The sequence below is a fragment of the Sinomonas susongensis genome, assembly GCF_005877005.1.
Classification (GTDB): Bacteria; Actinomycetota; Actinomycetes; order Actinomycetales; family Micrococcaceae; genus Sinomonas; species Sinomonas susongensis.
The window spans coordinates 86,416-99,953 of sequence record NZ_SSNH01000005.1 but is presented as its reverse complement, the minus strand read 5'-3'; the positions used below and the strand labels follow the sequence as shown (position 1 = coordinate 99,953).

The following is a 13,538-nucleotide window of genomic DNA, read 5'->3' as shown; positions in this document are numbered from 1 at the left end:
GAGCGGCTGGCCCTCAAGTCAGAGGAGCTTGCGGTAGACAGGGAGCCAGATGTCGGTTCCCTCGATAGGCCAGTCCCGCTCGGGCGCCCGCTCATACCCGAGACGGGCATACAGCGCGTGCGGGGCGGCCCAGTCGGCGCCGGTAGTGAGCACAACCGCCGTCGCACCGGCGCGGCGCGCCCTCGCCTCGACCTCGGCGACGAGGGCCGTCGCGGCGCCCGTGCGCTGGACGGCCGGGTCGACGACGAGGAGGCGGAACTCGAACTCGCCTTCCCGCGCCACCTGGTCGAATCCATCTCCGTGCGACATGAGCGTCACCGACCCGACCACGCGGCCATCGCGTTCGGCGACCAGCAGGGTTCCACGAGCAGCCCGGTAGGCCACGTCGACCACCTGCCGCATGTAGGGGTGCCCCGCGTCACGGAAGTAGCCTGCTCCCAGATAGGCATCGAGCGTGATCCTGGCGATTTCCGGGTGGTCGGCCACGGTCGCGGGCCGGACGACGAGCCCGCTCATTCGTGTCCCCTCATTCCACCGGGAAGCGGCCGGAGAACTCGATGCCGCCGGCGCAGGTCCAGAGGGAGAGCCGCTCCTCGTCTGTGGGCCCGCCTTCGAGAGGGCTCGTGAGCTGTGGCCGCCTGACCCAGCACCCTGCTTCCTCCGCGATGAGCGCTCCCGCAGCGAAATCGTGCTCGTTGAGGCCGCGCTCGCCGTATGCGTCATGGGTGCCGTCCGCGACGAGGCAGAGGTCGAGGGCCGCCGAGCCGAGGCGCCGCATGTCGCCGAACCCGTCCATGAGGGCTGGAAGGGCACGTGCCTGCTCCGCCCGGACGCCGGGGTCGTAGCTGAACCCCGTCGCGAGGAGGGCCGAACCAGCCGAGTCCCGCCCGGGGAGGGGCCCGTCGAGGGGCCGGGGTTCGCCGCCGTCGTCCAACCGGAAGGCGCCGCCGCCGCGAACGGCCCAGTACTCCCTCCTGAGGGCTGGCGCGTGGACGACGCCGGCCAGCCACCTCCCGCTTTCATCGGCGACGGCGACGCTGGTCGCGTAGTAGACGATGTCGCGGATGAAGTTCGTGGTGCCGTCGAGGGGATCGATGGACCACCGGAAGCCGCTCGGGGAATCGACGATCGTCGTGCCCTGTTCCTCGCCCGTCACGATGTCGCGCGGACGCTCGTCCGCGAGGACCGCCCGCACGGCGCGTTCCGCCGCGAGGTCGAACTCTGTGACCCAGTCGCTGCCCGAGCTCTTCGTCTCCTGGCCCAGCCGCGCGCCGTCACGCCCGGCCAGCACGCCAGCGCCCGCGGCAGCCGCGTGCCGGGCTGTCGCCAGGAGCTCGGCCAGGAAATCTTTGGTGTATTCCATCATTCGTCCTCATCCGTGCTGGCGGCCAGGCTCAACCGTGCTGGCGGGTGGTGCGTCGCCGAGACCCGCTGGACCCTGCTCGAGCAGGATCCGGAACCGATCCTCGTCGAGCACGGGGAGGCTGAGCGATTCCGCCTTGTCGAGCTTGCTCCCCGCATTCTCTCCCGCAACGACGTAGTCCGTGTTCTTGGACACCGAGCCCGCCGATTTCCCGCCTCGGCTGATGATCGCCTCCTTGGCCTCATCCCGGCTGAAGTTCTCGAGCGAGCCAGTCACCACGACCGTCAGGCCTTCGAGAGTGCGGGGAGTCGAGCCGTGCTGCTCGTCCCGCATGAGGACGCCGGCCATCTTCCACCGATCGACGATCTCGCGGTGCCAGTCCTCCGCGAACCACTCGATGACGGCGTCCGCGATGATCGGCCCGACGCCGTCGACCTCGGCCAGCTGCTCGCGCGCGTCCGGCGAGTCCAGGACAGCGCGCAGAGCGTCTATCGAGCCGTAGTGCGTCGCGAGGGCCCGGGACGCGGTCGGCCCGACGTGGCGAATCGAGAGAGCCACGAGGACGCGCCACAAGGGCTGGGTCTTGGCCTTCTCGAGTTCGCGGAAGAGCCTCTCGGTGTTCGCGGTCGGCTTGGTCTGAGTCTTGTTCCAGAAGTACGGAACGAGCTCCCATTCCCCCGAGTCGACGCCCTTCGTGCGCTTCTGGCGGCGGATCTTCACGGGGCGCAGGTCCTCGGGCGTGAGGTCGAAGATCCCGGCCTCGTTCTCGAGCGGCGGTACCGCCGGCTCCGAAGGCTGGGTCAGCGCGATCGCCGCTTCCCAGCCGAGCGCCTCGATGTCGAACGCGCCGCGCCCGGCGAGGTGGAACACGCGCTCGCGAAGCTGGGAGGGGCACGAGCGGGCGTTGGGGCACCGGATGTCGACGTCGCCCTCCCGCGCGGGCGCGAGCGGCGTCCCGCACGACGGGCACTCGGTCGGCATCACGAAGTCGCGCACGGGGGGATCCTGCTGGTCCCGGAGGGCGAGCACGGGGCCCACGATCTCCGGGATGACGTCTCCTGCCTTGCGGAGGATCACGATGTCGCCGATCTTGACCCCCTTCGCCCTCACGACGTCCTGGTTGTGCAGGGTCGCCATTTCGACCGTGGAGCCAGAGACCTTGACGGGCACCATGATGCCGAAGGGCGTCACGCGGCCCGTCCGGCCCACGTTGACTGCGATGTCGAGGAGCTTCGTGTGGACTTCCTCCGGCGGGTACTTGAACGCGACGGCCCAGCGGGGCACCCGACTCGTGTGCCCAAGCGCCCGCTGGGTCGCGAAGTCGTCCGCCTTGATGACGATGCCGTCGATCTCGTGGATGAGGCTGTGCCGCTTCTCCCGGTAGGTCTCGATGAACTCGAGCACCTTCTCGTAGCTGTCGAACACCTCGTAGTACGGGCTCGTCGGCAGGCCCCACGACTTGAGCAGCTCGTACGTCTCGGACTGGCTCTTGGCGGGGATCCCCTCGCGCACCCCCACCCCGTGGACGAACATGCTCAGTGGGCGCTTCGCCGTCTCCGCCGGGTCCTTCTGGCGCAGTGATCCCGCGGCCGCGTTGCGGGGATTGGCGAGGGGCGCCTTCCCGTCGGCGATGAGCGCCTCGTTGAACTCGTTGAAGGCCTTCGTCGGGATGTACACCTCCCCCCGGATCTCGACCTCCTCGGGGTGGTTCTCGCCGGCGAGACGGTGCGGGATGTCCTTGATCGTGTAGACGTTGTGGGTCACATCCTCGCCCGTCCGGCCGTCGCCGCGGGTCGCAGCCCGCACGAGCTCGCCCCGGCGGTAGAGGAGGTTGATCGCGAGGCCATCGATCTTGAGCTCGGTGAGCCAGCGGACCGGGGGGAGGTTCCCGAAGCGTTCGATGCTGGCCTCGGCCCGCGCGATCCAGGCGTTCAGCTCATCGATCGAGAAGACGTCCTCGAGGCTGTACATCCGGCTCAGGTGGGTGACGGGCGCGAACGCGGCCGTTGCCTCACCGCCGACCTCCTGGGTGGGCGAGTCATTCGACACGAGCTCGGGATGGAGGGCCTCGAACTCCTCGAGCCGTCTGAAGAGGGCGTCGTACTCGGCGTCCGAGATGACCGGAGCGTCCTCGTTGTAGTACAGCGCGCGATGCCGGCGCACCTCCTCCGCGAGGGACTCGTACTCTTCGCGAAGGGTCGCAGACGGGGTGGCTTCGGGGATCACGGATTCTGCGCTCACGTGTCCTATCTTGCCCTACCCCTCCGACACGGGAGCGGCGTCATCAACGGCGGCTTCGACGCCGACGACGACGACCGTCACGTTGTCACGCCCCCCGGATTCGAGCGCTGCCGCGACGAGCGCGTCCGCAGCGCCCTGGGACGTCGGGTTCCGCCGCAGGATCGAGGCGATCTCGAGGTCCTCGAGTTCGGTCGTGAGCCCGTCGGAGCAGACGAGCAGCCGCTGGCCGGGAAAAGCCGGGAGGAGCCAGAGGTCCGGGTCGGCGTCGTACCCCGTGCCGAGGGCGCGGGTCACGACGTTGCGCCGAGGGTGCACGCGGGCCTCTTCGCGCGTGATCTCCCCGCGGGCCACGAGCTCCCACACCTCCGAGTGGTCGACCGTGATCTGGTCGAACTCGCCGTGGTCGGTCACATAGACCCGAGAATCGCCCACGTTCGCGACGATCCAGGCAGGGGCGCCCTCGTCGTCCTGAGCAGAGAAGGCGGCGGCGAGCGTCGTGCCGGCCCGCGAGCCCGTCGCCTCGCGGATCGCCCAGTCGGCGCGCCTCACCGCAAGGACGACGTCGAGCATCGTCACCGGCTGCCCCGGGACCAGCATGTCCTCGTCCGCAAGGGCCTCGATGCAGAGGCCGCTCGCAACCTCGCCTGCCTCGTGCCCGCCCATGCCGTCGGCCACGGCGAACACGGGTTCGCGTGCGAGATAGGAGTCCTCGTTGAGCTCGCGGATGGCGCCTCGGTCTGTTGCCGCACCCACATCGAACACTAGATGCGTCGGGTGTTCGGGAGTCTCCTCGCCGCCGGCCATAGGTACCCCCCTTGTGTGAGCCATCAGTCGAGCACGATACCCGTGCCTTCGCCTCTGCTCAGCGCGACCGGCCGTACTTCGCCGAATCCTCGCACGTTCTGGGCCGCGAGCGGGCTCAGGACGAAGCGCGCGTCGCTCCCGAGGACGCCGGCCGTGAGCTCGTCGACGAGCACCTGCCCCGGGGCCGCGATCGCCGTGAGGCGTGCCGCGAGGTTGACGGTGGGACCATAGATGTCGCCGAGCCGGCTCAGCACGCGCCCCCACACCATGGCGACCCGGCCCTCGGGGAGCCGCTCGTCGGCCGCGATCTCGCGCGAGAGTGCGAGCGCGATCTCCGCACCGGCGGTCGGCGTCTCCGCGATGTACAGGACTTCGTCGCCCACCGTCTTGACGAGCCTGCCGCCGCCGACCGAGATGACCTCGGCGCACGTGTTCTCGAACGTCTGCACAAGCCGGGCGAGCGTCTTCTCGTTCATCCGCCGCGAGAGGCTCGTGTACGAGACGAGGTCCGCGAAGCCGACGGCGCGCGCAAGCGGCAGCGGCGCGTCGTCCTCGCGTCCGGTCCGGCCCTCCTCGCTTGCCTCGAGCCCTTCCTTCGCGCGCACGGCGAGGCGCTGCACCCCCGCGCTGAGCTGCCGCCGCCACGAGTACACGAGCATCTCCTCGAGCGGCTCGATGAGGTTCGGGAGCTCCTCGACGAGACGCACGCGAGCCTCCGCGTCGGAGATGCCCTGCGTCGCCACCATGTCCTCTACGAGGGCCTCGACCTGCCAGACGACCATGCGGTCGGTCATCTGGCCGATCGCGCGTGTCACGGACAGCGCGGCGTCCTCGGTGAGCACGCCGTCGCGGACGAGGCCCGGCATGAGCCTGAGGTGCTCGAGGTCCTCGGTCGTGAAGGCGAGGTCGTCGTCGGTGAAGTTCGGCATGCCGAGCGCGCGCCAGAGCTTGCGGGCCGAGAAGAGCGAGAGGCCCAGGCCTTGGGCGACTTCGCGGCGCTTGAGCGTGCGTTCGCCGCCGAGCAGGAGGTTCTCGAGCGACTTCGCCGCGCGCCGGTAGTCCGAGGCGGCCCGCGCGAGCTCGGAGCTCGGCGCGGCATCCCCCGGCGCTGCATCCGTATTGTCCGGATGCTCCTGCCCGGCTTCGACGGGCACAGCCGGGCCCGGAGCGTCGTCGACGTCGGCGGGCACGGAAGGGGGCAGTTCGTGGTCCATCTCGCCCTCCATCAGTAATCCCTCGGATCCCAGGGCGGCCGCGGGTCGAGGCGGGCGGCCGGCCCGTCAGGCCGCGGCAGCCCGCCGTCGTCCGCGAAGCCCGTGTCCGGCGGCAGCTCGTCGATCGCGTCCAGGACGAGTTGCCGGAAGCTGCGCACCTCGGGCACATCGTCGAGCCGTAGGCTCGCGGCTTGCCCTGTCGTCAAGGTTATCGAACCCGAGTGCACGAGCGACTGCAGGATCGTCTGATGAACGGCGACGTCACGGACCATCGCGAGCGGCAGCTCACGGTCGCTCCGCCGGAATCCCCGCTGCCTGCGCAGTACGCGGCGGCTGGTCAGGGTGTAGCTGAGCGCGGTCCACGCCACGAGGCGGCGCAGGGGGTAGGCCACCATCAGCCAGGCGCCGAGCAGGGCGGGCACCAGAGCCAGCCAAGGCCCGGATCCCGCCGGGACCCAGGGAAGGACGGCCTCGAGACGGCCCCTCGTGAGCCATCCTGCCGCGAACGCTGCCGCGCCGCAGACGAGCACCGTGACGACGGCGGGCATCACGAGGAGCGATGCGTGTCGCCGCGTGTCGACGATCACCTGCTCCCCGGGGGTGAGCAGTCTACGCATAGCCGCCGTCGGCCGGGCGGAGATGGACGACGTCGCCCGCGGACACCGCGTGCCGCTCTCCGCCGTCCTCGACCACCTGAAGCGCACCGTGCCGGTCGAGGCCGGTCGCGCGGCCCTCGAGCCGGCGGCCGCCCGGAAGCTCGACGCGCACCCTGCGGCCCAGGGTGATGGTCGCGTCCTGGACTCGCGAGAGCAGGCTGCGACCGCCCTCCAGCGGGGCGTCTGCGTTTCCGTCCACGGCGCAGAAGGCGCGGTATCGGCGGCTGAAGTCCTCGAGGTAGCGCACGAGGAGCTCGGTCCGGTCCACCGGGCGCCCGGCAGCGAGGCTCGCCGAGGTAGCGGTAGGCACCGGAAGCTCGTCCTCGCTCAGGGAGACGTTGACGCCGGTCCCGAGGACGACGGCGGGCGGCTCGCCGTGCGCTCCCGGGGCGAGGTGGGCGAGGATCCCCGAGATCTTGAGGCCGTCGACGACGACGTCGTTGGGCCACTTGAGGGCGGACTCGATGCCGGCGACCTGGGCGAGCGCCTCGCGGAGCGCGAGGGCGGCGAGGGGCGAGAACCACGAATAGCCCAGCGTCGGCAGGGGTCGGCCCGAGGCGTTGTGGGGGCGCAGCAGGATCGAGACAGCGAGGGATGAGCCCGCAGGGGACGCCCACGGCCGGTGCAGCCGACCGTGTCCGCTGGTCTGCTTCTCGGCGACGAGGACGGCGAGATCGCCCCACGAGTCGGGCTCGGCGGCAGCCAGGCGGCTGAGCTCGGTGTTGGTCGAGTCGATCTCGTCGACGACCTCGATCCGCGAGAGCCCTGCCCTGTCCGCGAGCTCCGCGCCGAGACGTTCCCGGTCGAGCGGTCCGCGTGCTTCTGCCTCCGCTGGGGTGTCCTGATCCATACGGGAATCCTAGCGACGGGTGGGATCAGGGCGCTGGGCGAAACCCCACGTCAGAGGAAGATGTCGCGCTCGAGCGCACCCTCGGGAGCTCCGGGGCTGTATCGGGAGAAGTCAGTGATGCCCACGCTTCGGAGCGCTTCCTCGTCCGTGAAGAAGCGGCCGGTCGTGGTCCGGGGGTCGCTCGTGAGGATGGCGTGGGCTGCGTGGGCCACAATCTCGGGGCTCCGGGAGGCGTGGGCCATCGCGGCCCCGCCGGGCAGGTTCCGGATCGCGGCCGTGTCGATGAGCGTCTGGGGCCACAGGGAGTTGGCGGCGATGCCCTCGTCCTTGAGCTCCTCGGCCAGGCCCAGGGTCACGAGGCTCATCGCGTACTTGGCCATCGTGTAGGCGAGGTGGGCGCCCGCCCACTTGGGGTCGAGGTTGAGGGGCGGGGACAGGGTCAGGATGTGGGCAGGGACGCCGCGGCGGGCTGCCTCGCGGAGCGCGGGGAGGGCGAGCTTGGAGAGGAGGAAGGTTCCCCGGGCGTTGACGTCCTGCATGAGGTCGTAGCGCTTCATGTCGATCTCGTCCGTGCGCGAGAGGTCGATGGCGGACGCGTTGTTGACCACGGCGTCGATGCCGCCGAACGCCTCGAGGGCCTGTGCGACGGCCCGGGCGACGTCCTCGTCGCGGCGCACGTCGCCCACGACGGGAAGGGCGCGTCCGCCCGAGGCCTCGATCTGCTCGGCGGCGTCGAAGACGGTGCCGGGGAGCTTCGGGTGGGGCTCGCCCGTCTTCGCGAGCAGGACGATGTTCGCGCCGTCGGCGGCCGCCCGCTTCGCGATGGCCAGGCCGATCCCCCGGCTTCCGCCGCTCATGATCAGGGTTCGGCCGGCGAGCCCGCGGCGCGGCGCGGGCTCGCCGCCCTCAGCTGTGTTCGTGGTCATGGCGACAGTCTAGGCAATGTTACTCACCAGTAACAAGAGGTGGGCCGAGGGCCCCGGACCCAGCGTCGTCGCACGCCCGAAGGGGAGCAGAAATTGTAGGGTTCCTACACCCGGCAGCCATGGAAGCCTTACTAGACTGTGGTAGCAGCTCCGCAGATTGTGCGGAACCTACATCCGAGATCGACAGAGACCGACCCGACTTCGACCGAGACCTGGAGCCCGCGTGACCCACGATTTGACCACGACCGCCGGCAAGATCGCGGACTTCCGCGAGCGGCGCGCTGCTTCGCTCCTCCCGTCCGGTCCCGAGGCGGTCGAGAAGCAGCACGCGCGGGGCAAGAACACGGCGCGCGAGCGGATCGACCTCCTGCTCGACGAGGATTCGTTCGTCGAGTTCGACGCGCTGGCCGTGCACCGCTCCACTGCGTTCGGGATGGCCAAGAAGAAGCCGCTCGGGGACGGCGTCGTCTCGGGGTACGGCACGGTCGACGGGCGGCTCGTGGCCGTCTACAGCCAGGACTTCTCGGTGTACGGCGGCTCGCTGAGCCAGGTCAACGGGGAGAAGATCGTCAAGGTCCAGGAATTCGCGCTCCGCAACGGCTGCCCCGTGGTCGGCATCAACGACGGCGGCGGTGCCCGGATCCAGGAGGGCGTCGCGTCGCTCGCGATGTTCGCGGACATCTTCCGCAACAACGTGGCCGCCTCCGGCGTCGTACCGCAGATCTCGCTCATCATGGGCCCGTGCGCGGGAGGGGCCGCCTACTCCCCAGCGCTGACCGACTACGTCGTCATGGTCGACAAGACGAGCCACATGTTCATCACCGGGCCGGACGTCATCAAGACCGTCACGGGCGAGTCCGTGGACATGGAGACGCTCGGGGGCGCCCGCCAGCACAACGCGACGACCGGCACCGCGACCTACCTCGCGGCCGACGAGAAGGACGCCATCGAGTTCGTCCGCGAGCTCCTCGACTACCTCCCGTCCAACAACCTCGTCGAGGCGCCGGTCCTGGATTCGGACCAGGAGCTCGAGGAAACCGAGGACGATCTCGCCCTGGACGCGCTTGTGCCGGACTCGCCGACGCACGGCTACGACATGCGCGCGGTCATCGAGGGCATCCTCGACGAGGGCGCATTCCTCGAGATGCAGGCGCTCTACGCCCCGAACGTGATCATCGGCTACGGCCGGATGGAGGGGCACACGGTCGGCATCGTGGCGAACCAGCCGATCCAGTTCGCCGGCACGCTCGACATCGCCGCTTCCGAGAAGGCCGCCCGCTTCGTCCGCCACTGCGATGCGTTCAACATCCCGATCATCACCCTCGTCGACGTCCCGGGCTTCCTCCCGGGCAAGGACCAGGAGTTCCAGGGGATCATCCGCAGGGGCGCCAAGCTCCTCTACGCCTACGCCGAGGCCACGGTCCCGAAGCTCACCGTCATCTGCCGGAAGGCGTATGGCGGGGCGTACATCGTGATGGGCTCGAAGAAGCTCGGCGCGGACCTCAACCTTGCGTGGCCGACGGCGCAGATCGGGGTCATGGGCGCCCAGGGCGCGGTCAACATCCTCTATCGGCGCGATCTCGCCGCGGTTGCGGAGCAGCCGGGCGCAACAGCGGGCGATGTCGAGGAGAAGCGCGCCGAGCTCGTCCGCCATTACGAGGAGGAACTCCTCAACCCGTATCAGGCCGCCGAGCTCGGGTACATCGACGCCGTCATCGCCCCGTCCGAGACCCGGGTCCAGCTGCTCCGCGGACTGCGTGCGCTCCGCGACAAGCACGCGTCGATGCCCGCCAAGAAGCACGGGAACATCCCGCTGTGACGACGGAACGCGCCGCCGCTGCCGGGATGGACGACGACGGCAACGAACCCGCCGTCGTCTCCTCGCCGTTCTTCTCGGTGACCTCGGGCAACCCGACGCCCGAGGAGCTTGCCGCCGTCACGGCGGTGCTCGCCGCCGTCGCCTCTGGGGGGACCGAAGAGGCGGCGGAGGGCCAGACGGCGCTCACGCGTCGCGAGCGCATCCGTCGGGCGACCCTCCGGCCTCGGCACATGATGAACCAGCGGCGGGGCCGCTTCTAGCTCAACGGCGAAGTGTGCACGGGTTCTTTCAGATGCCCGCGCCCGGGGTTAGGCTCGGGGACGTGACTCAGAACACCTCCCACACTTCAGCCGAGATCCCGCAGCGAGCACCCTCGATCGTCGACGCAGCGGCCGAGACGTTCACCGACCGGTACCTCGAGCTCAACCCGTCGCTCGCGACAGAGCTGGGGTTCGGCGGCCACGAGACGGAGTACCCCGACTACTCCCCAGCCGGGCACGAAGCCCGCCTGGCAGTCTTCCGAGAGACCCTCACGCTTCTCGGAACGCTCGAGCCCACCGACGAGGTCGACGAGGTCACCCTCGACGCGATGCGCGAGCGCCTCGGCCTCGATGTCGAGGAGGGCGAGAGCGGCTGGACACTCGCCGACCTCAACAACATCGACTCGCCTGCCCAGCACATTCGCGCAGTGTTCGACCTCATGCCGACGGACACCGCTGAGCACTGGAGCCACATCGCGGGCCGGGCCGCCAACGTGCCGGCTGCGGTCGACGGGTATGTCGCGTCCCTCCGCGCGGCCGCGGCCGAGGGCAGGGTCGCCGCCGCGCGTCAGGTGCGGGTCGTGGTCGGACAGGCCCGCCAGTACGGCGCCGACGGCACTGGGTTCTTCGCACAGCTTGCCCAGAACGCGAAGCTCGACGACGGTACGGGCCTCCCGGTCGAGATCGCGGCCTCGCTGGCCGAAGGCTGCCGCGCCGCCGCAGCCGCATACCGCAGGCTCGCGGACTTCCTCGAGAACGAGCTGCTTCCCCAGGCGCCCGAGAAGGACGCCGTGGGCCGTGAACGGTACGCGCGCGCCTCGCGCCGCTTCCTCGGCGCCGCCGTGGACCTCGAGGAGACCTACGCGTGGGGCGTGGCCGAGCTGGATCGGATCATCGCCGAGCAGGAGGCCGTGGCCGGGCAGATCACGCCGGGCGCGACGATCGAGGAGGCCAAGAAGGCGCTCAACGCAGATCCCGCACGCCAGCTCAAGGGGACCGACGAACTGCGGGCATGGATGCAGGGGCTCGCCGACCGGGCCGTCGCGGACCTCGCGGGCACCCACTTCGAGATCGCCGAGCCCATGCGCAAACTCGAGTGCATGATCGCCCCGACCCACGACGGCGGGATCTACTACACAGCGCCCTCCGACGACTTCTCCCGCCCCGGGCGCATGTGGTGGTCCGTTCCCGAAGGAGAGGACTCGTTCACCACCTGGTCGGAGACGACCACCGTGTACCACGAGGGCGTCCCCGGCCACCACCTCCAATGCGCCACGGCCGTCTTCCGCCGCGAACTGCTCAACCGCTGGCGCCGCCTCGTGTGCTGGGTCTCCGGCCACGGCGAGGGCTGGGCCCTCTATGCCGAGCGGCTCATGGACGAGCTGGGATACCTCTCCGATCCCGGCGACCGGATGGGGATGCTCGACGCCCAGCGGATGCGGGCCGCGCGCGTCGTCTTCGACATCGGAGTGCACCTCGAGCTCGAAGTTCCGGAACGCTGGGGGTCCGGCACGTGGACGCCGGAGAAGGGCTACGAGTTCCTGCGGAAGAACCTCGCGATCTCGGAGGGCCAGCTCGACTTCGAGTACAACCGGTATCTCGGATGGCCGGGCCAGGCTCCCTCGTACAAGGTCGGACAGCGGCTCTGGGAGCAGATCCGAGCGGACCTCGCTGAGAGGGCTCGGTCCGAGGGGAGCGAATTCGTCCTCAAGGAGTTCCATACTCGTGCGCTCAACCTCGGCTCCGTGGGCCTCGACACCCTCCGGAGGGCGCTGCTTTCGTGAGAGATACTTCACAGCCGCGGAAGGAATAGCGTAACAATCCTCCCGTCCGGGGCTGATTTCCGGGGAATCTGCGGAAATCAGCCCCAGTTCCGCGCTTCATATTTCTCAACAGAGATTGGATGTGCTAGAAGCGCTGGTCCTAGAGTGCATGGGTGAGCACAACAACCAGCACCCGCACCCGCCGCCTGCCGGCGTGGGCGACCTCGTTCGGGACGCAGATCATCGCTGCCCTCGTCGTCGGCGTCATCCTCGGCCTCGTCGCCAAGTTCACCGGCAGCACGTCCGCGAAGCCCAACGGGCTCGGCGCGACCCTCTCGACCATGGGAAGCAGCTACGTCGCGCTGCTTCAGACGGCCGTCGTCCCCCTCATCTTCACCGCGGTCGTCAGCTCGATCGCGAACCTGAGGCAGGTTTCGAACGCCGCGAAACTCGCGTGGAACACCCTGCTGTGGTTCGCGATCACGGCCTTCGTCTCGGTGATGATCGGCATCGGCCTCGGGGTGTTCTTCCAGCCGGGCGCGAACACGGGCATCACGCAGCAGGCGAAGTACTCCGGCAAGACCGGCGACTGGTGGGCCTTCCTCACGGGCCTGTTCCCGCACAACTTCCTGGGACTCACCGCGAGCTCGACGGCGGCCGACGGCGGCGCCGTCACCACGAACGTGAGCTTCAACGTCCTGCAGATCCTCGTCATAGCGATCGCCGTCGGCATCGCCGTGCTCAAGCTCGGCGCGAAGGCCGACCCGTTCCTCTCGTTCACCCGCTCGGCCCTGGAGATCATCCAGAAGGTCCTCTGGTGGATCATCCGCATCGCGCCGCTGGGCACCATCGGCCTCATCGGCAACGCGGTGGCCTCCTATGGCTGGGACGCCATCGGCGCGCTCGGAAAGTTCGTCCTCGCGATCTACGTAGGCCTCGTGCTCGTGCTGTTCGTGTTCTACCCGATCCTCGTCAAGAGCCATGGCCTGTCCATCAAGCAGTACTTCTCCGGCGTGTGGCCCGCGGTGCAGCTCGGGTTCGTCTCGCGCTCGTCGATCGGCACACTGCCGCTCACGCAGCGCGTAGCCGAGCGCAACCTCGGCGTCCCGCAGGGCTACGCGTCATTTGCCGTGCCGCTCGGGGCGACGACCAAGATGGATGGCTGCGCCGCGGTCTACCCCGCCGTCGCGTCGATCTTCGTGGCGCAGTTCTTCGGCCTGCATCTCGACTTCAGCCAGTACCTGCTCATCGTGATCGTCTCAGTACTCGGCTCCGCCGCGACCGCGGGGACCACGGGCGCCGTCGTCATGCTCACCCTGACCCTCTCGACGCTCGGCCTGCCGCTCGCCGGCGTCGGCCTCCTGCTCGCCATCGACCCGATCCTCGACATGGGGCGCACCGGTGTGAACGTCGCGGGCCAGGCCCTCGTGCCGACTATCGTCGCGAAGCGCCAGGGCATCCTGGACCTCGGCCTCTACAACGCCCAGCGCACCCGGACGGCCTTCACTGACGACGCCGCAGAAGGCGTCTCCAGCGCCAATCCAGGGACCACGGCAGACGATGCCGGGCTCGTCGCCGCGCGCTGACAACTGACCCCCAGCCGGGCCGCAGGGCCGCACCACTCCTTGGTGCGGCCCTGCGT

12 protein-coding genes are annotated in these 13,538 nt (G+C 69.6%); 4 read left to right on the top strand and 8 right to left on the bottom strand.

Translation table 11 applies throughout. The features are described 5' to 3' along the window. Positions 1–18: 18 nt before the first annotated feature. Genes E6A21_RS08350 through E6A21_RS08315 form a run of 8 tightly spaced genes read right to left on the bottom strand, consistent with a single transcriptional unit; the run spans position 19 to position 8,054 of the window. Complete coding sequence (locus tag E6A21_RS08350) at positions 19–516, bottom strand: GNAT family N-acetyltransferase (protein WP_138443689.1); 498 nt, start codon at positions 514–516, stop codon at positions 19–21. Positions 517–526: 10 nt separating this feature from the next. After that, a complete protein-coding gene (locus E6A21_RS08345; protein WP_425471535.1) occupies positions 527–1,363 on the bottom strand; it encodes an inositol monophosphatase family protein in 837 nt (278 codons plus the stop codon). Between the two features lie 9 nt (positions 1,364–1,372). Then, entirely contained in the window at positions 1,373–3,604 is a 2,232-nt protein-coding gene (gene ligA / locus E6A21_RS08340) for an NAD-dependent DNA ligase LigA (RefSeq protein WP_342777847.1), read from the bottom strand. A 15-nt stretch (positions 3,605–3,619) separates the two neighbouring features. Next, the gene (locus E6A21_RS08335; RefSeq protein WP_138443686.1) at positions 3,620–4,408 is read right to left on the bottom strand and encodes a PP2C family protein-serine/threonine phosphatase; all 789 of its coding nucleotides are present in this window, start codon (positions 4,406–4,408) and stop codon (positions 3,620–3,622) included. A gap of 23 nt (positions 4,409–4,431) precedes the next feature. Continuing rightward, positions 4,432–5,622, bottom strand: coding sequence for an adenylate/guanylate cyclase domain-containing protein (locus E6A21_RS08330; RefSeq protein WP_138443685.1), 1,191 nt, complete (start codon positions 5,620–5,622; stop codon positions 4,432–4,434). Between the two features lie 11 nt (positions 5,623–5,633). Beyond that, entirely contained in the window at positions 5,634–6,239 is a 606-nt protein-coding gene (locus E6A21_RS08325; protein ID WP_138443684.1) for a PH domain-containing protein, read from the bottom strand. Beyond that, entirely contained in the window at positions 6,232–7,128 is an 897-nt protein-coding gene (locus tag E6A21_RS08320; RefSeq protein WP_138443683.1) for a biotin--[acetyl-CoA-carboxylase] ligase, read from the bottom strand. The genes E6A21_RS08325 and E6A21_RS08320 overlap by 8 nt, the downstream gene beginning before the upstream one ends. A 50-nt stretch (positions 7,129–7,178) precedes the next feature. Continuing rightward, positions 7,179–8,054, bottom strand: a complete 876-nt coding sequence (locus E6A21_RS08315) for an SDR family oxidoreductase (protein WP_138443682.1) — start codon at positions 8,052–8,054, stop codon at positions 7,179–7,181. A 223-nt stretch (positions 8,055–8,277) separates the two neighbouring features. On the opposite strand from E6A21_RS08315, the gene E6A21_RS08310 reads away from it, so the two are divergent. The 4 genes from E6A21_RS08310 to E6A21_RS08295 all read left to right on the top strand — a co-directional run bounded on the left by E6A21_RS08310 (position 8,278) and on the right by E6A21_RS08295 (position 13,482). Beyond that, a complete protein-coding gene (locus tag E6A21_RS08310; protein WP_138443681.1) occupies positions 8,278–9,873 on the top strand; it encodes an acyl-CoA carboxylase subunit beta in 1,596 nt (531 codons plus the stop codon). Next, complete coding sequence (locus E6A21_RS08305) at positions 9,870–10,133, top strand: acyl-CoA carboxylase epsilon subunit (protein WP_138443680.1); 264 nt, start codon at positions 9,870–9,872, stop codon at positions 10,131–10,133. The genes E6A21_RS08310 and E6A21_RS08305 overlap by 4 nt, the downstream gene beginning before the upstream one ends. 32 nt (positions 10,134–10,165) lie before the next feature. Then, positions 10,166–11,917: a DUF885 domain-containing protein gene (locus tag E6A21_RS08300; RefSeq protein ID WP_138443679.1), complete on the top strand. Its 1,752-nt coding sequence runs from the start codon at positions 10,166–10,168 to the stop codon at positions 11,915–11,917. Positions 11,918–12,069: 152 nt separating this feature from the next. Then, entirely contained in the window at positions 12,070–13,482 is a 1,413-nt protein-coding gene (locus tag E6A21_RS08295; protein ID WP_138443678.1) for a dicarboxylate/amino acid:cation symporter, read from the top strand. Positions 13,483–13,538: the final 56 nt, after the last annotated feature.